Origin of the sequence: Aeromonas fluvialis (genome assembly GCF_000819885.1) — a bacterium.
In the GTDB taxonomy this organism is placed as follows: domain Bacteria; phylum Pseudomonadota; class Gammaproteobacteria; order Enterobacterales; family Aeromonadaceae; genus Aeromonas; species Aeromonas fluvialis.
Genome location: NZ_CDBO01000052.1, coordinates 143,262 through 167,870 on the forward strand (window position 1 = coordinate 143,262; position 24,609 = coordinate 167,870).

A 24,609-nucleotide genomic window follows, 5' to 3' on the forward strand; every position below is an offset into this window, starting at 1 on the left:
GCCATGGCGCCATCCCTTTGGTGTGAGGTCTATCGTGCTGTGGTGATGACTATTACGGCCCTGCGGCCCGGGTGGATCAGCCATTCAGAAAAAATCAGTGGCTGGCCACCAACACCCCCTTGAGCAGGGTCAGGGTGGGCTGATTGTCGGCGGCCGCCAGTAGCAGTTGTTTTTGCTCCACCGGGATCGGCAGCACCTCCAGCCAGCGCTGGGCCACCCAGTTGCCATCGTCCCAGTGGGGCGCGGGATAAAGAGCGGCATAGTCGGGGTAGTCGGCAAACACCTCCCGCAGCGCGTCGGCCAGCGGCTGTTGATCGGGATGGAGACGACGAGGAGGCCACGGGGGCAGCAGGGTGACTTCACCAATGCGCAGGCCATCCTGCTCCTGCCAGAGATCCTCTATCTGCACCCGCTCCATCCCCTGCACCGTAATCCCCAGCACACCGTCCGGTAGCCTGTCGAAATCGATGATGGTAGCCCGGGTGGCGATGGGCAGCATGTTGCGCAGGGCGTCGGGCTGGCGGGGGTCCACCATGCAGAGGGCAAAGCCGGTGTCCCCCGCCGCGGCGATCATCCGCTGGTATCTCGGTTCGAAGATCCGCAGCGGCATGACACCGCCGGGCAACAGGTAGGCAGAAAGGGGAAACAGCGCCAGTCGCATCGCAAACTCCTCGGTTGGTAACCTTTCTTGATACGACGTTCAGGGGGGAGACGATCATTGCCCTCTTCCGCGATGGGAAAACCCTTAACATTCAGGGGAAATAGCCTGGACAAGGCGCTTCGATATGCAGTAAAAATGGATAAGCACCACAATGCCAACCCAATATTCTGGAATATGGTGCCAAACACAGTGAAATATCCGCCCGACCGCGAGCGGCGGGTCATCCCTATAGTTTTCTCGAGCCGATGCGGGTAAAATTCACGCCCTTATATATCAGTCATTTTTCGACGCGCAACCTTGGTGGTCAGTTATGAAAGAGCATATTCATCATCTACTTGAACAAACGGTAGCCAATCTCAAGTCAGCAGGCGTCCTGCCGGCGGACCTGGAAGCCCGCGTGCAAGTAGACCGATGCAAGGAAAAAGCTCACGGCGACCTGGCTACCAACCTGGCCATGCTGCTGGCCAAACCGGCCCGCAAGAATCCCCGTGAGCTGGCGGCAGCCATCATCGAGCACCTGCCCGCCTCCGACCTGATCGCCAAGGTCGAGATCGCCGGTCCCGGCTTCATCAACTTCTTCTTCGACCCGCACTGGCTGGCCGGTCAGGTCGAGGCCATGGTGACCTCTGCCAACGCCAACGTGAAGCTGCCGACCCCGCAAACTGTGGTAGTGGACTACTCTGCCCCCAACGTGGCCAAAGAGATGGCGGTGCACCACATTCGCTCCACCGTACTCGGTGACGTAGCCGCGCGCGCGCTGGAGTTCCTCGGCCATAAAGTGATCCGTGCCAACCATATCGGCGACTGGGGCACCCAGTTCGGCATGCTGATCGCCTATCTGGAGAAGATGTCCAACGAGCATGCCAGCGACATGGCGCTCAAGGATCTGGAAGCCTTCTACACCCAGGCCAAGCGTTGCTATGACGAAGACGAAGCCTTCGCCGAGCGCGCCCGTAACTACGTGGTCAAGCTGCAGGGCGGCGATGAGTACTGCCGTACCATGTGGAAGAAGCTGGTCGACATGACCATGGAACAGAACCAGATCAACTACGACCGTCTGAATGTCTCCCTGACCAACAAAGACATCATGGGCGAGTCCATGTACAACGACATGCTGCCGGAGATCGTGGCCGACCTGAAAGCCAAGGGGCTGGCGGTCGAGAGCGAAGGCGCCACCGTTGTCTTCCTGGACGAGTTCAAGAACAAGGATGGCGAGGCCATGGGCGTCATCATCCAGAAGAGCGATGGCGGTTTCCTCTACACCACCACCGACATCGCCTGTGCCAAATACCGTTACGAGACGCTGGGCGCCGACCGTGTCATGTACTTCATTGACTCCCGTCAGCACCAGCACCTGATGCAGGCCTGGACCATCACCCGCAAGGCGGGCTATGTGCCGGCATCCGTCCCCCTCGAGCACCACGCCTTCGGCATGATGCTGGGCAAGGATGGTCGTCCCTACAAGACCCGCTCCGGTGGCACCGTCAAGCTGGTTGACCTGCTGAACGAGGCCGAAGAACGGGCCGCCGCCCTGCTGGAGAGCCGCAACAGCGATCTCTCGGCCGAAGAGAAGGCCAACGTGGTCAACGCCATCGCCATGGGCGCGGTGAAGTATGCGGATCTCTCCAAGAACCGGACTACCGACTACATCTTCGACTGGGATCTGATGCTGTCGTTTGAAGGCAACACCGCCCCTTACCTGCAGTACGCCTACACCCGTATCCAATCCATCTTCCGCAAGGCCAACATCGATGCCGAGACTCTTGGCGGTAATGTAACCCTGAACGAAGAGGCCGAAGAGGTGCTGGCCCAGAAGCTGATCCAGTTCTCCGACGCGGTCAACGGCGTGGCAGACAAAGGCATGCCGCACCTGCTCTGCACTTATCTGTACGAGCTGTCCGGCAACTTCATGACCTTCTATGAAGCCTGCCCGATCAACAAGGATGGCGTGGACGAAGCGACCCGTCAGAGCCGCCTGCTGCTGTGCGCCGCCACCGCCAAGGTGCTGAAACTGGGCCTCGGCGTACTGGGCATCCACACCCTGGAGCGCATGTAATACATGGCGACCCGGGATTATGTCGGCAGCCGCCCGCGTCGTCGCGCGGGCGGTCGCAATACCAAGAAAGCGGCTCCTCGCCGCTTTCCTGTTATTCCAATCCTGCTGGTCGTGACACTGCTGGCAGGCTTTGGTGGCTTCCTTTACATGATCAATGGCAAGGGCAACAACGCCCCCACCATTGAGGAGCAGGTAAAGGCCAACAAGCCAAAACCGCAGAACAACGGGTTGCCACAGGAGAAGTGGAGCTATATCGAACGGCTTGAGAACAAGCAGGTCGATGTGATCGAGCCACCGCCTCCGCCGGGTGTTCTGCCGCCGCCACCGGCAGAGACCCTGACCCTGCAGCCGGAAAAACTGCCGCAGCCGGTGCCGACCGACATTCCCCAACCGGGCACCCCCATCGGCCAGTCCAAGCCCTATCAGACCAATCCGGCGACCACCCCTTCCACCTCGGGTGCACCGGTTGCCAGCGCCCGAGAACAGGTGATCGACCGCAAGGCTGAACGGGAACGGATGGAGCGGGAGATCCGCGCCGAGCTGGAACGGGAGCGGGCGCAAGCCGCCAAGGCCAAGTCGGTCACGACGCCAACCCAGAATGCGGCGGCTGACAACAGCCGTTACATGATGCAGTGCGCCGCCCTGCGCTCGCAGGAGTCTGCCGAGTCGCTCAAGGCGCGCATCGCCTTCACCGCCGGCCTCTCTTCCAGTCTGCAAGTGATTAACGGCGCCAACGGCACCGTCTACAAGGTGATGGTGGGCCCCTTCAACGGCAAGACGGCCGCCGATGCGGCCAACAGCAAGCTGCAGCGCTCGGGCATCAGCGGCTGCATTCCCAAGAAAGGGTAATCCTCTTTGACACAGGGCTGGGTAGCAACACCCGGCCCTGCTCTTTTGGTGCCACTCGCACCCACGCTGTTTGCTACCCGTTTATCCCGACCAGAGGCAGGGTTGAAAAGCCCGTTAGCCATCCCCATCTTTCTTGCCATGCACAGTCAGGCCGTCATTCGGCTCAAGCGAGGTAAGTAAAGTGACTACCATAGTTTCAGTTCGCCGCAACGGTCAGGTCGTCATCGGTGGCGATGGCCAAGTCTCTCTTGGCAACACCGTCATGAAGGGCAACGCCCGCAAGGTTCATCGCCTCTACAACGGCAAGGTACTGGCAGGTTTTGCCGGCGGTACTGCCGACGCCTTCACCCTGCTCGAACGTTTCGAAGCCAAACTGCAGGCCCATCAGGGTAATCTGGAGCGCGCCGCCGTGGCGCTGGCCAAAGATTGGCGCACCGATCGCGCCCTGCGCCGCCTTGAAGCACTGCTGGCCGTGGCCGACGAACACAAATCCTTCATCATCACCGGCAACGGTGACGTGGTGCAGCCGGAGCACGATCTCATCGCCATCGGCAGCGGCGGCAACTTCGCCCAGTCCGCCGCCATCGCCCTGCTGGAAAACACCGAGCTCGATGCCAGGACCATTGTCGAAAAGTCCCTCAAGATTGCGGGCGACATCTGCGTCTTCACCAACGGCAACCACACCATTGAAGTGCTGGATTATTTAGCTAAATAAGTCGGCGAAATAAGGCCACCAGCCAAACCCCATTCTCCAAGGGGTGGGCCCTGCCCGCCCCGGATACAGGAACACCATCATGTCCGAGATGACCCCGAGAGAAATCGTCCACGAACTGAATCGCCACATCATTGGTCAGGCCGATGCCAAACGCGCCGTTGCCGTTGCCCTGCGTAACCGCTGGCGCCGGATGCAGCTCGATGAAGAGATGCGCCATGAAGTGACCCCGAAAAACATCCTGATGATCGGCCCGACCGGTGTCGGCAAGACCGAGATCGCCCGCCGTCTGGCCAAGCTGGCCAATGCCCCCTTCATCAAGGTAGAAGCGACCAAATTCACCGAAGTGGGCTATGTCGGCAAGGAAGTGGACAGCATCATCCGCGATCTGACCGATGCCGCCATCAAACTGGTGCGCGAAACCGAGATGGAGAAGATGAAATTCCGCGCCGAGGAAGCCGCCGAAGAGCGCATCCTCGACGCCCTGCTGCCCAACCCGCGCAACACCTGGGGTGAGGAAGAGAAGGCCGACAACTCCAACACCCGCCAGATCTTCCGCAAGAAACTGCGGGAAGGTCAGCTGGATGACAAGGAGATCGAACTGGAGCTCTCCGCCTCTCCGATGGGCGTCGAAATCATGACCCCGCCGGGCATGGAAGAGATGGCCAACCAGCTGCAGGGTCTGTTCCAGAACCTGGGCCAAAACCAGAAGAAGAAGCAGAAGATCAAGGTCAAAGAGGCCATGAAGGCGCTGATCGAAGAGGAGGCGGCCCGTCTGGTCAACCCGGAAGAGCTGAAGCAAAAAGCGATCGCTGCGGTCGAAAACAACGGCATCGTCTTCCTCGACGAAATCGACAAGGTCTGCAAACGGGGCGAAAGCTCTGGCCCGGATGTCTCTCGCGAAGGGGTGCAGCGTGACCTGCTGCCGCTGGTGGAAGGCTGCACCGTCAACACCAAGCACGGCATGGTCAAAACCGACCATATCCTGTTTATCGCTTCCGGTGCGTTCCAGATCGCCAAGCCGTCAGATTTGATCCCCGAGCTGCAGGGTCGTCTGCCGATCCGGGTCGAGCTGACCGCCCTGACCACAGATGACTTCGAGCGGATCCTGACAGAGCCGAACGCCTCTCTGACCGCTCAGTGCAAAGCATTGATGGGCACTGAAGGGGTCAATATCGAATTCACTCAGGATGGTATCCGCCGTCTGGCCGAAGCGGCCTGGCAGGTCAACGAGCGGACCGAGAACATCGGTGCCCGTCGCCTGCACACCGTGATAGAGCGCCTGATGGAAGATATCTCTTTTGATGCCTCCGAGAAGTCGGGCGAGACCTTTGTCATCGACACCGACTACGTCAACGCCCACCTCGGGGCGCTGGTCGAGGATGAGGATCTGAGCCGCTTTATTCTGTAAGCGGGGCCTTGCGCTGCGCAGGTCTTCGACACAGTGAGCAAGCAAGACAAGGGGAGGCTACCTTCGGGAGCCTCCCCTCTGTTTTTGCCTATGCTGAAAAGAGGATCTGCTGCTTGCGGGTACCGCAGCAAGGGCGGTCTGTGCCGCCGCGCGCACGGGCAATAGATAGGACGCGGGATGGCACACCCACGCTATCTCACCCTTACGGGCGGCGATCGGCCTTCAATTTTCCCTTCATAAAATCGGCCGGCAACCCCAGCATCGACAGGAAACGGGGGAAGAGCGCCTTCTCGCCGGGCTGCAACACACTCTCCCAGCAGTAGAGAAACTCGTGCCGATTGAATGGTAGCCAGCGACAATCCTTGTAGGCGTCGAGGTCAATCGCAACCAGCCGCTCCCCCTTCACCAGAAAGTTGCCGGTATGCAGACCACGACAGAAGAGTCGGTTACGCCAACAGAGCGCGAGCAGTTCGAGATATTGCTGCTGTAACAGGGGGGAATCCTGGATCCGCTCACGCAGCGGTGCGTCTGCCTCGATATCGCGGGTGATCAGACGATAGGGTTCGACCAAGGTGATCTCGGGAGTCGCCACCCCGAGCTCAGCCAGCCTAGCGGCGATGCGGGCAAAGTTATGGCCCGGGTAGGGGCGCAGGCGCAGCAGATAAAGTAACCGTTTGAAGGGCTCAGGCGAAAACTCCTTGATGAAGGTCTGCTTCTGGTTATCGAAATAAACGCGCGAATATTTGCCCGTCTGGATCAGCTTCATAGGTTCAATTAGTTACGAAATCAGGGTGGGGATGAGTGTATCTCATCGCCACTCATGGTTGCAAAACTGGATCCTATCAATGGCTTAACAGGTCCAGATGCCCAGCAGGCCGCACAGAGAGCTCCCCCATTTGAGGCTTACTGCGATGCCGATCCGGCGGCTACAGCACTTGCCGCAGTGGCGGTTCCTCGACGAACTCGACACTGGGGGCGAACCGGTTACCCAGAGCGAGGCCGGCCTTTTTCCGATAAAAGTTTTCACCTCCTGGCTTTCGGTAACCCGGGCTTGCTCTCCGCCATCCCTCGCCCCACACCAGTGCAAAAACCATCAACTGGTATACCTATTTTTGTATATCTTTGAATTTTATCGAATTACCCATTACGGAATATATAAAGAGACACTTGATTTGCATCAATTGCCCGCCCCGACCGACTGGGTAGCCTAGCCACAGAATGATGTTTTATTACTCCAAACTTGAGGCAACTATGAGCAAAGTCAGACTGGTCGTTGTGGGCAACGGCATGGTGGGGCACCGCTTCATCGAAGAGTTGATCGAGCGGGCCGACCCGGGCTGCTACGAGATCACCGTCTTCGGTGCAGAACCCCGCCCCGCCTACGATCGCGTCCATCTCTCCTCCTACTTCTCCCATCACACCAGCGAAGATCTCTCCCTCGTCAAACCCGGTTTCTACGACAAACACGGCATCCGCCTGCTGCTCGGCGAAGCGGTGAAAAAAATCGACAGGGCCAACCGCGAGGTGCACTCCAACAAGGGCACCGTCGTCGGCTACGACAAGCTGGTGCTGGCCACCGGCTCCTACCCCTGGGTACCGTCCATTGTGGGCAGCCAGCACCACGAGTGCTTCGTCTATCGCACCATCGAGGATCTGAAAGCCATCCGCAGTGCCGCCAAGAGCGGCAAGAGCGGGGTGGTGATCGGGGGCGGCCTGCTTGGCCTTGAAGCGGCCGGTGCCCTCAAGGCGCTGGGACTCGAGACCCATGTGGTGGAGTTTGCTCCTGTGCTGATGGCCGAGCAGCTCGACGGTCAGGGCGGCCAGCTGCTGCGCCGCAAGATCGAATCCATGGGCGTGCAGGTTCACACCAGCAAGAGCACCAGCGAAATCCTGATGCATGGCGGCGAACAGGCGAAACACCGCCTCGCCTTCGCCGATGGCAGCCAGCTGGAAGTTGACGTGGTGGTCTTCTCCACCGGTATCCGCCCGCAAGATACCCTCGGCCGCTACGGTGATCTCGCCATCGCCGAGCGCGGCGGCATCGTCATCGACGATCACTGCCTCACCTCAGACCCCGACATCTATGCCATCGGTGAGTGCGCCGCCTGGCAGGGCCGCTTCTTCGGGCTGGTGGCCCCGGGCTACAAGATGGCCCAGATCACCGTCGACCATCTGCTCGGCGGCGACAGCCGTTTCGAGGGGGCGGACATGAGCGCCAAGCTCAAGCTGCTCGGCGTCTCCGTTGGCTCCATCGGCGATGCCCACGGCCGCACCCCGGGCAGCCACAGCTATGTGTTTCAGGACGATCAGGCTGGCGTCTACAAGAAGATCGTAGTGAGCGAAGACAACAGTCGCCTGCTTGGCGCCGTGCTGGTGGGTGACGTGGAAGATTACGGCAACCTGCTGCAGATGATGCTCAACGCCCTGCCGCTGCCGAGCCACCCGGACACCCTGATCCTGCCCGCCTACGCCGGTGCCAAGCCGACGCTGGGGGTGGATGCCCTGCCGGAAAGCGCCCAGATCTGCTCCTGCTTCGATGTCTCCAAGGGCGACATCGCCCAAGCGGTGGCCGAGGGTCACACCACGCTGGCCGCCATCAAGCAGCACACCAAGGCCGGTACCGGCTGTGGCGGCTGTGTGCCGCTCATCAGTCAGGTGCTCAACGCCGAGCTGGTGAAGCAGGGCATCGAGGTTAACAACCACCTCTGTGCCCACTTCCCCCACTCCCGTCAGGAGCTGTTCCATCTGGTCAAGGTCGAAGGGATCAAGAGCTTCGACGAGCTGCTGGCCAAACACGGTCAGGGCTATGGCTGCGAGGTGTGCAAACCGACCGTCGGCTCCATCCTCGCCTCCTGCTGGAACGAGCATGTGCTGAGCCCGCGCAACATCCCGCTGCAGGACACCAACGACATCTTCCTCGGCAATATGCAAAAGGACGGTACCTACTCCGTCATCCCGCGTATGGCCGGCGGTGAAGTGACCCCGGAAGGGCTGCTGGCGGTGGCCGAAGTGGCCCGCGACTTCAAGCTCTACACCAAGATCACCGGCGCTCAGCGCATCGGTCTGTTCGGTGCCCAGAAGGATGATCTGCCCGCCATCTGGCGCAAACTGCTGGCCGCAGGCTTCGAAACCGGTCAGGCCTACGCCAAGGCGCTGCGCATGGCCAAAACCTGTGTCGGCAGCACCTGGTGCCGCTTCGGGGTGCAGGACAGCGTTGGCCTCGGGGTCTTCCTCGAGAACCGCTACAAGGGCATTCGTACCCCGCACAAGATGAAGTTCGGTGTCTCCGGCTGTACCCGTGAGTGTGCGGAAGCCCAGGGTAAAGACGTGGGTGTCATCGCTACCGACGCGGGCTGGAACCTCTATATAGGCGGCAACGGCGGCATGAAGCCGCGCCACGCCGACCTGCTGGCGTCGGATCTTGACCAGGAGACCCTGATCAAGCTGATCGACCGCTTCATGATGTTCTACGTCACCAGCGCCGACAAACTGCAACGCACCTCGGTCTGGCTCGGCAATCTGGAAGGGGGCGTTGACTACCTGCGCGAGGTGATCGTCGACGACAAGCTGGGGCTGGCCGACACCCTGGAACGCGATATCCAGACCCTGATCGACAGCTATGAGTGCGAATGGTCGCGCACCCTCAACGAAGAGCAAGCGTTGCAACGCTTCAGCCACTTCATCAACAGCGACAAGCGTGACCCGGACGTCCAGTTCGTCACCGAGCGCGACCAGCACCGACCGGCGACCCCGGCCGAGCGCATCCCCGTCTACCAGATCGAGGTGGAGACCAAATGATGAAACTTGCCTGCCAATTCAACGACACCCTGCCGGGCTGCATGGACGTTTGCGCCCTGCTCGATAGCCAGTTCATCCAACTCGAGGTGGAGATTAAGCGATGAAACTTGCCTGCCAACTCAACGACATCCTGCCGGGAACCGGCGTCTGTGCCCTGCTGGAAGGTCGCCAGATCGCCCTGTTCCGCCCGAGCGCGGCCGCCGAGGTGTTCGCCATCGACAACCGGGATCCCTTCTTCGCCGCCAACGTGCTGTCGCGGGGCCTTATCTGCGAACACGACGGCGAACTCTGGGTGGCCAGCCCCCTCAAGAAACAGCGCTTTCGCCTGAGCGACGGCCACTGCTTCGATAACCCGGCCATGTCGGTACAGAGCTACCCCGTTGACGTGCGCGACCAGCAGGTCTGGGTCGCCGTCTAAAGCCGATTTCACTCTCTTTCTGGCTGCCTGAAGGCAGCCCTTTCAAGGACTCAAAAGATGTACACGGAAACCATTAACAAGTGCGCCGCCAACGCGGCCCGTATCAACCGCTTCGAGCGCAGCGACAAGCTCGGCTTCTGGCTCAGCTCCGCCATGGCGGGGGCCTATGTGGGCCTCGGTATCATTCTGATCTTCACCCTCGGTAATCTGGTCGACCCGACCATTCGCCCGCTGGTCATGGGGGCCACCTTCGGCATCGCCCTGACTCTGGTGATCATGGCTGGCTCCGAGCTCTTCACCGGTCACACCATGTTCCTCACCTTCGGGATTAAGTCGGGCACTATCACCACCGGTGATGCCTTACGTATCCTGCCTCAGACATGGGCAGGCAATCTGCTGGGTTCCGTCTTCGTAGCCCTGCTCTACTCCTACGGCGGCAGCCTGCTGCCAGATGCTGGCAGCCTGGCTCACAAGGTGGCGCTGGCCAAGACCCAAATGCCCGCAATGACCCTGTTTATGAAAGGGATCCTCTGTAACTGGTTGGTCTGCCTCGCGATCTGGATGACCTTGCGCACCGAAGGCGCCGCCCGCTTCATCGCCATCTGGTGGTGCCTGCTGGCCTTTATCGCCTCCGGCTATGAGCACTCCATCGCCAACATGACCCTGTTCGCCATCTCTTGGTTCGGCAATCACTCTGAGGCCTTTACCTTGGGCGGCATCGGCCACAACCTGCTGTGGGTGACCCTGGGCAACACCGTTTCCGGGGTTCTCTTCATGGGTCTCGGCTACTGGTATGCCACCCCCAAGGCTGAGCGCCCTGTCGCGGTGAGCGAAGCCACCAGCACCGCCAGCCAGACCCAAACCGCCTGATCAGGAGGCCCCATGGACTACTTGCCCATCTTTTGCCGACTCGATAACAAACCCGTGCTGCTGGTCGGCGGCGGCGAGGTAGCAGAGCGCAAGGCGCGCCTGCTGCTGGATGCCGGTGCCCGCCTCACCGTCGTGGCACCCGAGCTCGACCCCGAGCTGGCGGAACTGGCTGCCAACGGGAACATCGAGTGGCTGGCCGGTGAATTTGCACCGGAACAACTGGCAGGCAAGTGGCTGGTGGTGGCCGCCACCGATCGGCGCGAGGTGAATGCGCTGGTCTACCAGAGCGCCAATCAGGCGCGGATCTTTGCCAACGTGGTGGATGACCCGAAACGCTCAAGCTTCATCATGCCGTCGATCATCGATCGCTCGCCGCTGATGGTGGCCATCTCCTCCGGCGGCAAGGCCCCTGTGCTGGCCCGCTTGCTGCGGGAGAAGCTCGAAGCCTTGCTGCCGCAGCATCTGGGGGCTGTCGCCACCTTTGCCGGCAGCCTGCGGGACAGAGTCAAAGCCCGCTTTGCCACCATGGGGGAGCGGCGCCGCTTCTGGGAGCGGTTGCTCGGGGCCGATCGCCTCGGTCAGGCGCTGGCCCGTGGGGATAGCGCCTCTGCCAACCAGCTGGCCGACAGCCTGTTTGCCGACGACAGCCAGAGTGGTGGCGAGGTGGTACTGGTGGGCGCCGGCCCCGGGGATCCGGGCCTGCTCACCCTGCATGCCCTGCGCCAGATGCAGCAGGCGGACGTGGTGGTCTATGACCGGCTGGTCTCGGACGAGGTGATGGCGCTGGTGCGCCGCGACGCCAAACGGATCTTCGTCGGCAAGCAGGCGGGCAACCACTGCGTGCCCCAGGAGGGGATCAACCAGCTCTTGCTGGACGAGGCGAAGAAGGGCCTACGGGTGGTACGGCTGAAGGGGGGCGACCCCTTTATCTTCGGCCGTGGCGGCGAGGAGCTGGAGACGCTGGTGGGCAGCGGCATCGGCTTTCAGGTGGTGCCGGGGATCACCGCAGCCAGTGGCTGCGCCGCCTACGCTGGCATTCCCCTCACCCACCGGGATCACGCCCAGAGCGTGCGCTTCGTCACCGCCCACGGCAAGGGAGGGGCACAGGATCTCGACTGGCCCCTGCTGGCCAGAGACAAGCAGACCTTGGTGTTCTATATGGGGCTGTCCAGCTGTGCCACCATCCGCGAGCAACTGCTGGCCAACGGCAAGCCGGGCAGCACCCCGGTGGCGCTCATCGAGCGCGGCACCCAGCCCTGCCAGCGGGTCATTCGCGGCACCCTCGATGAGCTGCCCGCGCTGGCGGTGGGGGTCGAAAGCCCGGCCCTCATCATGGTGGGCTCGGTGGTGACCCTGGCCGACCAGCTCGCCTGGTTTGGCGAGGCCCCGCAGCGCCAGCAAGCCCTCGCCTGAGGCGATTCTCGGCAAATAACCATGAGGCCACCAGCAGGTGGCCTCACTTTTACCCCCCTCTTCTCCCATCACGGTCATAACCTGTTGTTTTAAGTCTGGTATCCTATGGGCATTGAGCCCTTGGCCACCCTCTCAGGAATTCATCCCATGTCTCTTCCCATCAAGAACAGCGCCAGGCAGCGCGCGGATGACAGATCCCGCATTCTCACCCTGCTGCTGGGCGATGACGCCCTCACCGACAGCCTGATCGATCCGCAGGCCACCCCGGATGCCGGGCAGCTGGATCAAACCAGCGAAATCATCTCGCTGGTCAACGGCCTGCCTGCCGCCGATATCGCCGATGCGCTGGAGTCACTGCCACCGGACGAGCGCCACGCCTTGTGGCAGCTGGTGCAGGAAGACAAACGGGGTCAGGTGCTGGTGGAGGCCTCGGAAACGGTGTGGGAAAGCCTGATCAGCGGCATGAGCGACAAGGCGCTGCTGCACGCCCTGCGCACCCTGGATATCGACGATCAGATCTATCTGGGCCAGTACCTGCCGCGCAATCTGATGGGGCGGCTGCTCACCGACATGGCTCCGGCTGAGCGAGAGCGGGTGCGGGAGGTGATCCGCTACGGCAAGCACACGGTCGGTGCCATGATGGACTTCGAGATCATCACCATCCGCCCCGAAGTCAATCTGGCCACGGTGCAGCGCTATCTGCGGCTGCGCGGCAAGATCCCCGCCAACACCGATAAGCTGTTCGTCATCGATCGCCGCAACCACCTGCTGGGGGAGCTGGCCCTCACGACCGTGCTGCTGCACAAACCCGCGACTCTGGTGAGCGATGTGATGGAGCGGGATCCGGTCACCTTCGATCCCGAGGATAACGACGAAGCGGCCGCCCGTACCTTCGAACGGGATGACCTGCTCTCCGCCGCCGTGGTGGATGGCAAGGGCAAGCTGATGGGCCGCCTCACCGTCGAAGAGGTGGTGGACCTGGTCTATGAGGAGAGTGACACCGACCTGCGCCGGATGGGGGGGATCAGCGAAGAGGAGGATGTGTTCGCACCCGTCTCCAAGGCGGTCAAGACCCGCTGGGCCTGGCTGGCGCTCAATCTCTGCACCGCCTTTGTCGCCTCGCGGGTGATCGGCCTGTTCGAGCACACCATCTCCCAGCTGGTTGCGCTGGCGGCCCTGATGCCCATCGTCGCGGGGATCGGCGGCAACACCGGCAACCAGACCATCACCATGATAGTGCGGGCGCTGGCGCTGCAGCATATTCAGGCGGGCAACCTCTCCTTCCTGCTGCTGCGCGAACTCGGAGTGGCCTTTATCAACGGGCTGGTGTGGGGCGGTACCATGGGCATTGCCACCTATCTGCTCTATCAGGATGCGGCGCTCGGCGCCGTGATGACCCTCGCCATGATGCTCAACCTGCTGGTGGCGGCCCTGATGGGGGTCATCATCCCCATGACCATGACCCGCCTCGGTCGCGACCCGGCGGTGGGGGCCAGCGTGATGATCACCGCCATCACCGACACCGGCGGCTTCTTTATCTTCCTCGGGCTGGCGACCATTTTCTTGCTGTAGCCAGCCACTCAAACCATAAAAAAACAGGCCCACCGAAGTGGGCCTGCTGTTATCTGTGTGGTCGGAAATACCGCAATAAAGTGCGCTACTCCCGCTCCTTCACATAGGGGGTGCCGAGCGCCTTGGGTGCCACCGCACGGCCGATAAAGCCGGCCAGCAGGAACACGGTCAGGATGTAGGGCAGCGCCTCGATGGCCTGCACCGGAATGGCGAAGCCGCCGATGCTCACCCCTTGCAACCGGATGGCCACCGCATCGAGGAAGCCGAACAGCAGGCACGCCGCCAGCGCATTCCAGGGTCGCCACTTGCCGAACACCAGTGCCGCCAGCGCCATAAAGCCCTTGCCCGCACTCATGTTGGGGATGAACTGGGCGGTCTGGGCCACCGCCAGATAGGTGCCGCCGATACCGGCCAGCAGGCCGCCGATGATGAGCGCGGTGTAGCGCATCCGCACCACAGAGATACCGGCAGTATCGACCGCTGCGGGTGCCTCGCCCACCGCCCGCAGGCGCAGACCGAAGCGGGTACGGAACATCACCCACCAGGCCAGCGGTACGCAGGCAAACGCCACGTACTCCAGCAGGGAGTGGCCGCTCAACAGCTCGCTGTAGAGCTGGCCGATCACCGGCACATCCCACAGCTCCTTGGCATAGGGCAGATCGATGGGGGCGAAACGGGCATCGCCGGAGAGCGCCGGGGTCTGGCCACCCTGATCGAACCAGTAACGGCCCAGGGTCACGGTCAGACCGGCCGCCAGAATGTTGATGGCCATGCCGCTCACCACCTGATCACCGCGGTGGGTGATGGTGGCAAAGCCGTGCATCAGGGCGAACAGGATGGAGACACCCACCCCGGCCCCCAGACCCACCCAGGCAGAACCGGAGACCGCAGCCGCCGCACCACTGGCGAACGCCGCCGCCAGCAGTTTGCCTTCCAGCGCGATGTTGACCACCCCGGAGCGCTCGCAGAACATGCCGGCCATGGCGGCCAGAATCAACGGTGGTGCGGTCCGAATGGTCGCATCCAGCATCAGGATCAATATTTCAAACATGGCTTGCGCTCCCTTCTGCTCGCAGAACATTCCTGTCATCCATGGCGGCCAGAATGAGCGGCGGCGCAGTACGAATGGTCGCATCCAGCATCAGGATCAGAATTTCAAACATGATCAGACTCCTTTAGCTTGTGCGGCTGAGCGGTTGGCAAACGCCAGATAGAGCTGCTCGATGCGCGGACGCATCATGTGCTCAAGGGCGCCACAGAACAGGATCACCAGACCCTGCAACACCACGACGATGTTGCGGTCGACACCGAACTCGAAGCTGAGCTCGGCGCCCCCCTGATAGAGGAAACCGAACAGCAGGCTGGCGATGATGACGCCGACCGGATGGTTGCGCCCCATCAGCGCCACCGCGATACCGGTGAAGCCGAACCCTTCCACGAAGTTGAGCTTGATCTGGTGCAGCTCACCCTGCAGCACGTTGAGGGCAAAGAAGCCCGACAGCATGCCGGAGATGACCATGGCCAGGATCACCACCTTGGGATAGGAGATACCGGCGTAGGCGGAGGCGCTCTGGCTGGCGCCGACCGAGCGGATCTCGTAACCCCAGCGGGTGTGCCAGATAAAGACCCACACCAGCGCCGCACAGATCAGCGCCCAGAAGAAGCTGATATTGAGCGGGCTATTGGGTATCTCGACGCCAAACAGGCTCGCCAGCCCGCTCATCTTGGGCAGCCAGCTCGCTTCGGCAAACACCCGGCTCTCGGTCGCCATCGAGCCGGGCGGCTTGAACACCTCCACCAGCAGATAAGCCATCAGCGAAGCGGCGATGAAGTTGAACATGATGGTGGTGATCACGATATGGCTGCCGCGCTTGGCTTGCAGCCAGGCCGGAATAAAGGCCCAGGCCGCACCGAACAGACCACCAGCGATGATGGCCAGCGGCAACAGCAGGGCAAACGGCAGCACATCGCCAAGCATCAGACAGACCAGACCGACACCGAGACCACCGATATAGGCCTGACCTTCACCACCGATATTGAACAGACCGGCGTGGAAGGCGACCGCCACCGCCAGACCGGTAAAGATAAAGCCGGTGGCGTAGTAGAGGGTGAAGCCAACCCCTTCACCGGTGCCGAACGCGCCGTACCACATGATCTTGGCGGCATCGACCGGGTTGATGTCGAGGTAGGAGAACAGGATGGCCGACACCAGGAAGGCCAGCAGGATATTGACCGCAGACAAAACGCCCACGGAGACCCAGGCAGGAATGCGTACTTGGCTCATCAGTGGGCCTCCTTGGGCTGGCTCGCGGCCACCTCGTCGGGAACTATGTTCGCCATCATCAGACCTATGGTGCGCTCATCCGCCTTGGCACCATCCAGCTCGCCGACGATGCGACCGTCGGCAATGACCAGAATCCGGTCAGCGAGGCTCATAATCTCGTCCAGCTCCACCGAGACCAGCAGCACCGCCTTGCCCTTGTCGCGCATGGCGATGATCTGCTGGTGGATATACTCGATGGCGCCGATGTCGACCCCGCGGGTCGGCTGGCCGATCAACAGCACATCCGGGTCCTGCTCCACTTCACGGGCGATCACCAGCTTCTGCTGGTTGCCACCGGAGAAGTTGGCGGTCTTGTGATCGGGATGGGGCGGGCGCACGTCCCACTTCTCCATCTTGGCCTGACAATCCTGCTGAATCGCCTCCTTGTTCTGCAGCCACCCCTTGTTGTATTGCGGGCGGCGGTGATAACCGAGAATAAAGGCCTCTTTCGCCTCGAAGCGGTTGATCAGCCCCATCTTGTGTCTGTCTTCCGGCACATGACCGAGGCCGTAGTTGCGCACCCGCTCGGGATCGGCCGGGTGCTCCGCGCTCACCTTGTGCACGCCGCTGCGGCTGCTGATGGTGAAGCCCCCCTTGCTCGGCGTGAGAATGCCGCCAAGCAGGCTGAGCAGTTCGGACTGGCCGTTGCCGGAGACCCCGGCGATGCCGACCACTTCCCCGGCCCGCACCTCGAAGCTGACCGATTTGACCCGCTCCACCTTGCTGGCGTCGACGTAGCTGAGCCCTTCGATCTTCAGCTTGGCCTCGCCGGGCTGGTTTGGCCCCTTGTCGACCTTGAGCCGCACCTTGCGGCCTACCATCAGTTCGGCCAGCTGCTCCTTGTCGGTATCCTTGGTGGCCACGTGCGCCACCATCTCGCCACGGCGCATGATGGAGACCTGATCGGTAATGGCCAGGATCTCCCGCAGCTTGTGGGTGATGATGATGATGGTCGCCCCCTGATCCCGCAGTTTTTTCAGCACCTCGAACAGGTGATCCGCCTCTTGCGGGGTCAGCACCCCGGTCGGCTCGTCGAGGATCAGGATGCGGGCGCCACGATAGAGCGCCTTGAGAATTTCGACCCGCTGTTGCAGGCCCACCGGCAGATCTTCGACCTTCTCGTGCAGCGGCACGTCGAGGCCATAATCCCGCGCCAGTTCGCCCAGCAGCTTCTCGGCCGCCGCCACGCTCTGCTGAAGGTGCCAGCCGTTCTCAGCGCCGAGGATGACGTTTTCCAACACGGTGAAGTTATTGACCAGCATAAAGTGCTGGTGAACCATGCCCACCCCTGCGGCAATCGCATCTTGTGAGCCATGGGGGTTGAACGGTTTCCCGTCGATCAGCATCTCGCCATTGTCGGCGTGGTAGAAACCGTAAATGATGCTCATCAGGGTGGATTTACCGGCGCCGTTTTCGCCGACAATGCCATGGATACTGCCTTTGCGAACCTTGAGGTCGATCAGCTTGTTGGCGTAAACGTCGCCGAACCGCTTATCGATACCTCTTAATTCGATGGCATAGCGATCTGTCTGGTCCATGATGCAGCCCTGCGTGTCATGAAATAAGACTAAAAACCGGCCCGTGCGGGCCGGTGGTGCGTTGAGAGTCGTAGCAACTATCTAATTAGTATTTGCAGGTGTTATCGCTCATGTAGTCATGAACCTTGACCTTGCCAGCGATGATGTCGGCCTTGATGGCATCCACCTTGGCTTTCATTTCCGGGGTGATCAGCTTCTCGTTATCCTTGTCGAGCGCCCAATCCACTCCGCCCTCGGCCAGACCCAGGTTCTTGATACCCGGCTTCCACTCGCCCTTGGCACCGTCATCCCAGGTCTGGTAAGCGGCCAGACCCACCGACTTGACCATGGAGGTCAGCATGGTGCCCGGTTGCAGGTGGTTCTGGTTCGAGTCCACCCCGATGGCGAACTTGCCGCTGTCCTTGGCTGCCTGATAGACACCGATACCGGTACCGCCAGCTGCGGCGTAAACCACATCAGCGCCCTTGGCGAACTGGGACTTGGCCAGCTCGGCACCTTTGGCCGGGTCAGCAAACGCGGCCGGGGTAGAGCCCGCCATGTTCTGGAACACTTCGATCTTCGGATTGACGAACTTGGCACCCTGCTCGTAACCGCACTGGAATTTGCGGATCAGCGGGATATCCATGCCGCCCACGAAACCGACCTTGCCGCTCTTGGAAGCGATGGCAGCCAGAGCGCCCACCAGGAAGGAACCTTCATGCTCCTTGAAGATGACCGACTGGACGTTCGGCTTGTCGACCACCATGTCGATGATGGTGAACTGGGTTTTCGGGAACTCGGTCGCCACTTTCTCGACGGCAGAGCCCATGTTGAAACCGACCGCCACGATCGGACCATTGCCACGGCTGGCCAGACGACGCAGCCCCTGCTCGCGCTGGGCTTCGTTCTGGGGTTCAAACTCTTTGACCTTGACGCCCTTGTCCTTGTTGTAGAGCTCGACGCCGTTACGGAATACGGCTTCGTTGAATGATTTGTCATACTTGCCCGCGGTGTCATAAATCACGGCTGGCTCGGAAGCAGCCTGAGCAGAGAGAGCAGCGAGAGTGAGGGAGGCCACGGTGGCCAGCTTGAGCACTTTAGTCACGATCGTATCCTTGATTGTTATTAAGTGAGGGAACTTGCTTGCCTGCAAAACAGGCTATCTAGCACGCTGGCTTACTCTAAGTCAGCCCCGATGCGGGTCAAGCAAATGATAAGGGAAAAACGTTTGCGTTAACGGTTTGAATAATAAGCAAGTAACCTAATAAGCAGTTGTTTTTAAGCTGTTTTTCAGGTTTTTATGCTGACAGAAAAAGACCCAAACGACATTTCTCTTGTTGTTCAGCAAGTTACTGTAAACCGTTTTCCCTGCTTATTCATCCAGCCCCCCGGCCAGCCCGTGATCCGGCTCGCAAAATCGCCTCAAACAACCTGAGCAAGGGTTGGCGACAGCAGGCCCCTTTTCTGCGCCAGCCAAAATGGCCGCACCGGCGCCAGCGCGAGCCCCTCCCCCCGAGTTTGGATTTGGTCTGACGGGGGGATGGCCGTATAATCCCCGCCTGTATAAATAAACAGGAGTGGTGATGGACGTTTCAACCCTGCTCGACGGGCTCAACGACAAGCAAAGAGATGCCGTTGCGGCGCCCCGCAGCAACCTGCTGGTACTGGCTGGCGCCGGTTCGGGCAAGACTCGGGTGCTGGTGCACCGCATTGCCTGGCTGATGCAGGTGGAACGCTGTTCACCCTTCTCCATCATCGCGGTGACCTTTACCAACAAGGCGGCGGCCGAGATGCGCGGCCGGGTCGAGAAAGTGATCGGCGACGGCGTGCGCGGCATGTGGATAGGCACCTTCCACGGCATCGCCCACCGATTGCTGCGGGCCCACCATCTGGACGCCGGGCTGCCGCAGGATTTCCAGATCCTCGACTCCGACGACCAGTACCGGCTGATCCGCCGCGTCATCAAGGCGCTCAACCTCGACGAGAAGCACTGGGCCCCGCGCGCCGTGATGAGCTACATCAACGGCAAGAAGGACGAGGGGCTGCGCCCCGGCGACATCGACCTCTATGGCGATCCCGTCACCCGCACCTATCAAAAGATCTACCAGACCTATCAGGAGACCTGCGATCGCTCCGGTCTGGTGGACTTTGCCGAGCTGCTGCTGCGCGCCCACGAGCTGTGGCTCAACCGCCCCCACATCCTCGAGCACTACCGCGACCGCTTCCAGAACATCCTGGTGGACGAGTTTCAGGATACCAACGGCATCCAGTACGCCTGGCTGCGGATGCTGGCAGGCAACAGCGGCAAGGTGATGATCGTCGGGGACGATGACCAGTCCATCTACGGCTGGCGCGGCGCCAAGATCGAGAATATCCAGCGCTTCCTGACCGACTATCAGGGAGCCGAGACCATCCGCCTCGAGCAGAACTACCGCTCCACCGCCAATATCCTGAAAGCGGCCAACAGCGTGATCGCCAACAACGCCGAGCGCCTTGGCAAGGAGCTGTGGACCGAAGGGGCCGAGGGCGACCCGATCTCCCTCTACGCCGCCTTCAACGAGGTGGACGAAGCCCGTTTCGTGGTCGGCCGCCTCAAGGATTGGAAGGAAAAGGGCGGCCTCTTGGCCGACTGCGCCATCCTCTATCGCTCCAACGCCCAGTCACGGGTGCTGGAAGAGGCGCTGATGCAAGACGCCATGCCCTACCGCATCTACGGCGGCCTGCGCTTCTTCGAACGGCAAGAGATCAAAGACGCCATGGCCTACCTGCGTCTTATCAACAACCGTGGCGACGATGCCAGCTTCGAGCGGGTGGTCAATACCCCGACCCGTGGCATCGGCGATCGCACCCTCGAGATCCTGCGCGGCAACGCCCGGGATCAGGGGCTCAACCTGTGGCAATCGGCCAAGGGGCTGCTTAATGACAAGGTGCTGACCGGTCGCGCCGGCAATGCGGTGCGCGGCTTTGTCGAACTGATCGACGCGCTGGAGGAGCAGGTCAGCCTGCTGCCGCTGCACCAGCAGGCCGATATCGCCATCCAGCACTCCGGCCTCAAGGCCATGTATCTGGCGGAAAAAGGCGAGAAATCCCAGGCACGGGTAGAGAACCTGGACGAACTGGTCACCGCCTGCCGTCAGTACAATCGCCCGGACGAGCTGGAGGATATGAGCGATCTCTCCGCCTTCCTCGCCCACGCGGCGCTGGAAGCGGGGGAAAATCAGGCGGACGAATACGCCGATGCGGTGCAGCTGATGACCCTGCACAGTGCCAAGGGGCTGGAGTTCCCGTTGGTGCTGCTGGTCGGGGTGGAGGAAGGGATGTTCCCCAGCCCGCAATCTGCCGAGGAGTCGGGCCGGTTGCAGGAAGAGCGGCGCCTCTGTTACGTGGGCATGACCCGCGCCATGGAGAAGCTCTACATTTGTTATGCCGAGAGCCGCCGCATCTATGGCCGCGAAATGCAGCACAGCGTGAGCCGCTTTATCCGCGAGATCCCCGCCGAGTGTCTGGAAGAGATCCGGCTGCGCACCCAGGTCAGCAGACCCACCCAGTACGGCCGCTTTAGCCAGAACGAGGTGCAACAGAGCTTCGACGCCAGCGGCATCAAGCTCGGCCAGCGGGTGCTCCATCCAAAATTCGGCGAAGGGGTAGTACTCAACTTCGAAGGGGTCGGCCAGCAGAGCCGGGTGCAGATCCAGTTCGACGACGTTGGTGCCAAGTGGCTGGTGACGGCGTATGCCAGATTGGAAGCGCTTTGATTTTTCCCGTCTTTTGATGCAACCAACCCGGCTTAGGCCGGGTTGATTTTTCTCTCTGTGATAAAGGCAGCATTCATATACAGGATCTTTAGCGACAACCAATTGAAATAGATATGAAAAAGGCTTCGTTTGTGATCTGATTTTATCGCCTAACAAAACAGCCACGCCCGAAGCCATGACTATTATCCACGCCAACCACTATCTCAATCAACTCCTCGCTCCCGCCGAGCTTGAGCGCATTGCCCGCCTCTGCAAGTTTTGCCTGCGTCTGCGCGCTATTACTCCCTTACTCCCTGGATGCTGGTCACCTCCCTGCTACGCGCCTTCGGGGGAGACAAGGTCGATGTCATTGCCAACTTGCATCAGCATTTCAATGGCTTACAGCTAGTTGACTCACATCAAGTCTCCTACAAACCCTTTCACAACCAGTTGCGTAAACCCGCCTTTGCCCAGTTTATGAAGGCCCTGGTTGAACGAGCCATTGCCCTGCGCATCGGCCAGCAAGTGCAGGACGTTGCCCAAGGCGCCTTCAAGCAGGTATTGCTGCAAGACGACACCTCTTTTGCGGTCCACAAGCGCCTTGCCACTGTCTTTCCCGGGCGATTCAAGGCCATCAGCCCAGCCGCCATCGAATGTCACATGCTCATGTCGCTGCTGGAGCAAAAGCCGGCCTGTATGCAGCTCTCAGCCGATACCGCGTCAGAGCGTCAGTTCCTTCCAGATGCCAAAGAGCTGACCGGCATGTCACTCAAGGAGGCCGGACGGCGGCACTGCCGGGCAGAAGTGCTGGATATGGATGTGAGATCGGGCAAGTACGAGTATCGATTGATCCGGCGCTGGTTCGCCGAGGAGAAGCGATTCTGCATATGGGTGACCAACTTGCCACGGCTCTGCCGCCACTGACGGGCGACCGGCGTATACCAAGGGCGGCTATGGTGGCGTCATCCAGCATATGCAGCAAGGAGGCGGGCGGGCAGCCGAGGCCGCAGCTATCAACCATATGCTGTCTGCGCCGGTACTGAACCGTAATGTGAACCAGACACCGCAAGCGGTGGATGCGTACCAGCAGATGTACCAGCGGTAAGCGCCCATAAAAAAGCCCGCCGAGTGGCGGGCTAGTTGTATTTAGAGCATGCTGTTTTATTAATTACACCAGTATTAACATCAAACCCATCAACAGTTGTTAGTAACATGCTGGCGCTCAACCCAGCATTGAATCCACGTGATATAGCTTTGCCTTCACATGCAAGTTGAGTCAACTTCTCCTTTATTAACGCGGGGTTTACTTGGAATCTAGTCGTTGACTTTGACGTTACTCGAATCGTCATATGGCCATAATCTGACACGCTAGCAGAGGTCATATATACATCATTACCAAAATCGACAGGGGCAATTCTATTAAAATTGGAAACCTCTTCCCTCAATCCATCAATGATGTCTTTTTTTACTGCGTTATTTTTTTTGGAAAGCTCTGCTTGTTCCATTTCCTTCTTCAATATAGCATCATAAATAGCGCGCGCCCCTTCACTTTGTGCATTACTAGAAATGCACATGGCCATGAAGAAAAGGGTTGGTAACATTCTCATTTTATTCTTTCGCCCAATTAATTGTTCACAACAGGAACAAACATAAGTGATTTTTCCGTTGCTACACCAATAAATAGCCCGCCATTTGGCGGGCAAATCGTCAGAGTTTTGGCCACACCATAGAAAAGCCTGAGGTGGTAAAATCGACGCCATTTACCGTAACCGAGTTAGTGTCCATCAGTGACTTTGCTATGTATTCCGCCCTGCTGTCATCAATCATGTACTGACACACTCCATGCAAATCATTGAGTCTTGTTAAGTCAGGTGAGAATTCATCATTATTGATATTAAGGACGGGGCTGCACTCCCCATTTTTTGGGAATACAGCTAGAAATGCAAATTTCTTCTCATCAAATTGCTGCCTGGATATTACTGATATCCCGCTTTTATCTGCTGGGTTGTCAGACTTAAGCACAGCCATATTGGCGTCACTTTCTCCATCTAGGTTTTTCACGTACTGCCAATTGCCACCCCCTTCAATATGGCTGACACCGCTTGACGTACAACCTGATAAAAGAGCAGATAAAATCATTATTTCAAACCGCATCAACACCCCCTGTAACCTGCAAAAATAAATACTTTAACAACTTAAATATGGTGGCACAATCTGGGACACCCACCTTTTTGAAAAAAAAAAAATCAAAAAATCTGGGACACCCACCTTTTTGACAAAGGCGCTGCTGGGATACTCACACCGTGGATGTTCGTCACTGCCACCATCGCTCTGGCTGATATCAATGTAAAATCTGAGAAGAAAGGGGCGCGCTGAAAAAAATCTGGGACACCCACCTTTTTCAGTAAGGGGACATCCACCTTTTTGACAAAGGCGCTGCTGGGATACTCACACCGTGGATGTTCGTCACTGCCACCATCGCTCTGGCTGATATCAATGTAAAATCTGAGAAGAAAGGGGCGCGCTGACGTGAAAACGCGTTGCTCAGGCAATACGCAACCTCCTACCGGAGTTGCTGTTTGGCTTGATGATGAAATGACGTTATCGGATCACAAAGCGGGTTGGTGACATCGCCGTTGACCACAGTGCTGGGCGAACTGCTGACAATGCACCTTGTCACCCACTGCTCTGATCCCCCGGCGCCGAAATAGTGCCACTTGCCGCAGCCATTGTGTGTCATCAAGGCCAAGCCGTTGCAGGATAGGCGCGAGATGAGCGGGGATGTGACCTCGTTTATCGGTTCTGATGGCTCGACCAGTCCAGTCAACCAACATCAAATAATCTGCGAAAACATAAGGCAAATCATCAAGCTGACCCTGACTGGCGAATGGCAATAGCAGGGGCGGCAATGATACAGCGGGCTGTTCACCATCGAGCCGCTGCTTGATGCTGGTGTAGTCGCTCTCTTCGGGCGTCTCTGCCAGCTTGGCTCGAACCGGGTTGAGATCAACATATGTCATGCAGGCTAGCAGCGCTGCTTCGGTGAGCAGGGCCTGACTTTTGAAACGACCTTCCCAGAAATGGCCCTTGCAGCCATCCTCCAAATTGGCCTGCCGCGCCAGATTTTCATTGAGTAATCGCACAAACCAACTGATGGAGTGAAGTCGCTCACGCCATTTTGCAATCAGTTGCTGCACAACAGCCTGCTCGGGTTCAATCAGCGGCTCCCCCTGATACCAGCGCCGCACCAATAGGGGCTGCGTATTCCCACACAT

The 24,609-nt window shown here is 59.8% G+C and carries 19 protein-coding genes and 2 pseudogenes; 11 read left to right on the forward strand and 10 right to left on the reverse strand.

Annotated elements, in window-relative coordinates; all coding sequences use genetic code 11:
- Positions 1–94 precede the first annotated feature (94 nt).
- Positions 95–661: an LON peptidase substrate-binding domain-containing protein gene (locus BN1125_RS11155; RefSeq protein WP_042012366.1), complete on the reverse strand. Its 567-nt coding sequence runs from the start codon at positions 659–661 to the stop codon at positions 95–97.
- Positions 662–971: 310 nt separating this feature from the next.
- On the opposite strand from BN1125_RS11155, the gene argS reads away from it, so the two are divergent.
- From argS to hslU, 4 genes are all read left to right on the forward strand, one after another.
- A complete protein-coding gene (gene argS / locus BN1125_RS11160) occupies positions 972–2,717 on the forward strand; it encodes an arginine--tRNA ligase (RefSeq protein WP_042012367.1) in 1,746 nt (581 codons plus the stop codon).
- Between the two features lie 3 nt (positions 2,718–2,720).
- Entirely contained in the window at positions 2,721–3,566 is an 846-nt protein-coding gene (locus BN1125_RS11165) for an SPOR domain-containing protein (protein WP_042012368.1), read from the forward strand.
- A 181-nt stretch (positions 3,567–3,747) separates the two neighbouring features.
- The gene (gene hslV, locus BN1125_RS11170) at positions 3,748–4,281 is read left to right on the forward strand and encodes an ATP-dependent protease subunit HslV (protein ID WP_005355550.1); all 534 of its coding nucleotides are present in this window, start codon (positions 3,748–3,750) and stop codon (positions 4,279–4,281) included.
- Between the two features lie 79 nt (positions 4,282–4,360).
- Positions 4,361–5,689: an HslU--HslV peptidase ATPase subunit gene (gene hslU, locus BN1125_RS11175; RefSeq protein WP_042012369.1), complete on the forward strand. Its 1,329-nt coding sequence runs from the start codon at positions 4,361–4,363 to the stop codon at positions 5,687–5,689.
- 202 nt (positions 5,690–5,891) lie between these two features.
- Here the strand turns inward: hslU and BN1125_RS11180 are convergent, their stop codons facing one another.
- Positions 5,892–6,455 (reverse strand): BUD32 family EKC/KEOPS complex subunit, encoded by a 564-nt coding sequence (locus tag BN1125_RS11180; RefSeq protein WP_042012370.1) that lies wholly within the window; start codon positions 6,453–6,455, stop codon positions 5,892–5,894.
- Positions 6,456–6,940: 485 nt separating this feature from the next.
- Between BN1125_RS11180 and nirB the strand changes: the two genes are divergently transcribed.
- From nirB to mgtE, 5 genes are all read left to right on the forward strand, one after another.
- Positions 6,941–9,487: a nitrite reductase large subunit NirB gene (nirB, locus tag BN1125_RS11190; protein WP_042012372.1), complete on the forward strand. Its 2,547-nt coding sequence runs from the start codon at positions 6,941–6,943 to the stop codon at positions 9,485–9,487.
- A 100-nt stretch (positions 9,488–9,587) separates the two neighbouring features.
- Positions 9,588–9,905, forward strand: a complete 318-nt coding sequence (gene nirD / locus BN1125_RS11195) for a nitrite reductase small subunit NirD (RefSeq protein WP_042012373.1) — start codon at positions 9,588–9,590, stop codon at positions 9,903–9,905.
- Positions 9,906–9,962: 57 nt separating this feature from the next.
- Positions 9,963–10,775 carry a nitrite transporter NirC gene (gene nirC / locus BN1125_RS11200; protein WP_042012374.1) on the forward strand — a complete coding sequence of 271 codons (813 nt, stop codon included), beginning with the start codon at positions 9,963–9,965 and terminating at the stop codon, positions 10,773–10,775.
- A 12-nt stretch (positions 10,776–10,787) separates the two neighbouring features.
- On the forward strand, positions 10,788–12,188 hold the full coding sequence (gene cysG / locus BN1125_RS11205) for a siroheme synthase CysG (RefSeq protein WP_042012375.1): 1,401 nt from the start codon (positions 10,788–10,790) through the stop codon (positions 12,186–12,188).
- A gap of 147 nt (positions 12,189–12,335) precedes the next feature.
- Complete coding sequence (gene mgtE / locus BN1125_RS11210) at positions 12,336–13,760, forward strand: magnesium transporter (protein WP_042012376.1); 1,425 nt, start codon at positions 12,336–12,338, stop codon at positions 13,758–13,760.
- A gap of 85 nt (positions 13,761–13,845) precedes the next feature.
- Here mgtE and BN1125_RS11215 read toward each other — a convergent pair whose 3' ends face one another.
- The 5 genes and pseudogenes from BN1125_RS11215 to BN1125_RS11230 all read right to left on the reverse strand — a co-directional run bounded on the left by BN1125_RS11215 (position 13,846) and on the right by BN1125_RS11230 (position 18,705).
- Positions 13,846–14,811: an ABC transporter permease gene (locus BN1125_RS11215; RefSeq protein WP_042012377.1), complete on the reverse strand. Its 966-nt coding sequence runs from the start codon at positions 14,809–14,811 to the stop codon at positions 13,846–13,848.
- Positions 14,812–14,820: 9 nt separating this feature from the next.
- Positions 14,821–14,923, reverse strand: a pseudogene (locus BN1125_RS19905) (ABC transporter permease); the annotation flags it as partial.
- 2 nt (positions 14,924–14,925) lie between these two features.
- Entirely contained in the window at positions 14,926–16,044 is a 1,119-nt protein-coding gene (locus tag BN1125_RS11220) for an ABC transporter permease (RefSeq protein ID WP_042012378.1), read from the reverse strand.
- Complete coding sequence (locus BN1125_RS11225) at positions 16,044–17,621, reverse strand: ABC transporter ATP-binding protein (protein WP_042012379.1); 1,578 nt, start codon at positions 17,619–17,621, stop codon at positions 16,044–16,046. Before BN1125_RS11225 ends, BN1125_RS11220 begins: the two co-directional genes overlap by 1 nt.
- A gap of 85 nt (positions 17,622–17,706) precedes the next feature.
- Positions 17,707–18,705, reverse strand: a complete 999-nt coding sequence (locus BN1125_RS11230) for a BMP family lipoprotein (protein WP_042012380.1) — start codon at positions 18,703–18,705, stop codon at positions 17,707–17,709.
- A 478-nt stretch (positions 18,706–19,183) separates the two neighbouring features.
- Here BN1125_RS11230 and uvrD point away from each other — a divergent pair, with 478 nt between their 5' ends.
- A complete protein-coding gene (gene uvrD, locus BN1125_RS11235; protein ID WP_042012381.1) occupies positions 19,184–21,355 on the forward strand; it encodes a DNA helicase II in 2,172 nt (723 codons plus the stop codon).
- A 175-nt stretch (positions 21,356–21,530) separates the two neighbouring features.
- Positions 21,531–22,243 (forward strand): annotated as a pseudogene (locus BN1125_RS11240) (transposase); the annotation flags it as partial.
- 227 nt (positions 22,244–22,470) lie between these two features.
- Here BN1125_RS11240 and BN1125_RS11245 read toward each other — a convergent pair.
- From BN1125_RS11245 to BN1125_RS11260, 3 genes are all read right to left on the reverse strand, one after another.
- Positions 22,471–22,935 (reverse strand): hypothetical protein, encoded by a 465-nt coding sequence (locus BN1125_RS11245; RefSeq protein ID WP_156993290.1) that lies wholly within the window; start codon positions 22,933–22,935, stop codon positions 22,471–22,473.
- 106 nt (positions 22,936–23,041) lie between these two features.
- On the reverse strand, positions 23,042–23,488 hold the full coding sequence (locus BN1125_RS11250) for a hypothetical protein (protein WP_042012383.1): 447 nt from the start codon (positions 23,486–23,488) through the stop codon (positions 23,042–23,044).
- A 455-nt stretch (positions 23,489–23,943) separates the two neighbouring features.
- A partial coding sequence (locus BN1125_RS11260) for a transposase (protein ID WP_042012385.1) occupies positions 23,944–24,609 on the reverse strand: 666 nt, incomplete at its 5' end.

Coding starts and splice junctions, on each gene's coding strand:
- BN1125_RS11155 (WP_042012366.1), bottom strand. CDS start 661: ATGCGACTGGCGCTGTTTCCCCTTTCTGCCTACCTGTTGCCCGGCGGT.
- argS (WP_042012367.1), top strand. CDS start 972: ATGAAAGAGCATATTCATCATCTACTTGAACAAACGGTAGCCAATCTC.
- BN1125_RS11165 (WP_042012368.1), top strand. CDS start 2,721: ATGGCGACCCGGGATTATGTCGGCAGCCGCCCGCGTCGTCGCGCGGGC.
- hslU (WP_042012369.1), top strand. CDS start 4,361: ATGTCCGAGATGACCCCGAGAGAAATCGTCCACGAACTGAATCGCCAC.
- BN1125_RS11180 (WP_042012370.1), bottom strand. CDS start 6,455: ATGAAGCTGATCCAGACGGGCAAATATTCGCGCGTTTATTTCGATAAC.
- nirB (WP_042012372.1), top strand. CDS start 6,941: ATGAGCAAAGTCAGACTGGTCGTTGTGGGCAACGGCATGGTGGGGCAC.
- nirD (WP_042012373.1), top strand. CDS start 9,588: ATGAAACTTGCCTGCCAACTCAACGACATCCTGCCGGGAACCGGCGTC.
- nirC (WP_042012374.1), top strand. CDS start 9,963: ATGTACACGGAAACCATTAACAAGTGCGCCGCCAACGCGGCCCGTATC.
- cysG (WP_042012375.1), top strand. CDS start 10,788: ATGGACTACTTGCCCATCTTTTGCCGACTCGATAACAAACCCGTGCTG.
- mgtE (WP_042012376.1), top strand. CDS start 12,336: ATGTCTCTTCCCATCAAGAACAGCGCCAGGCAGCGCGCGGATGACAGA.
- BN1125_RS11215 (WP_042012377.1), bottom strand. CDS start 14,811: ATGTTTGAAATATTGATCCTGATGCTGGATGCGACCATTCGGACCGCA.
- BN1125_RS11220 (WP_042012378.1), bottom strand. CDS start 16,044: ATGAGCCAAGTACGCATTCCTGCCTGGGTCTCCGTGGGCGTTTTGTCT.
- BN1125_RS11225 (WP_042012379.1), bottom strand. CDS start 17,621: ATGGACCAGACAGATCGCTATGCCATCGAATTAAGAGGTATCGATAAG.
- uvrD (WP_042012381.1), top strand. CDS start 19,184: ATGGACGTTTCAACCCTGCTCGACGGGCTCAACGACAAGCAAAGAGAT.
- BN1125_RS11245 (WP_156993290.1), bottom strand. CDS start 22,935: ATGTTACCAACCCTTTTCTTCATGGCCATGTGCATTTCTAGTAATGCA.
- BN1125_RS11250 (WP_042012383.1), bottom strand. CDS start 23,488: ATGCGGTTTGAAATAATGATTTTATCTGCTCTTTTATCAGGTTGTACG.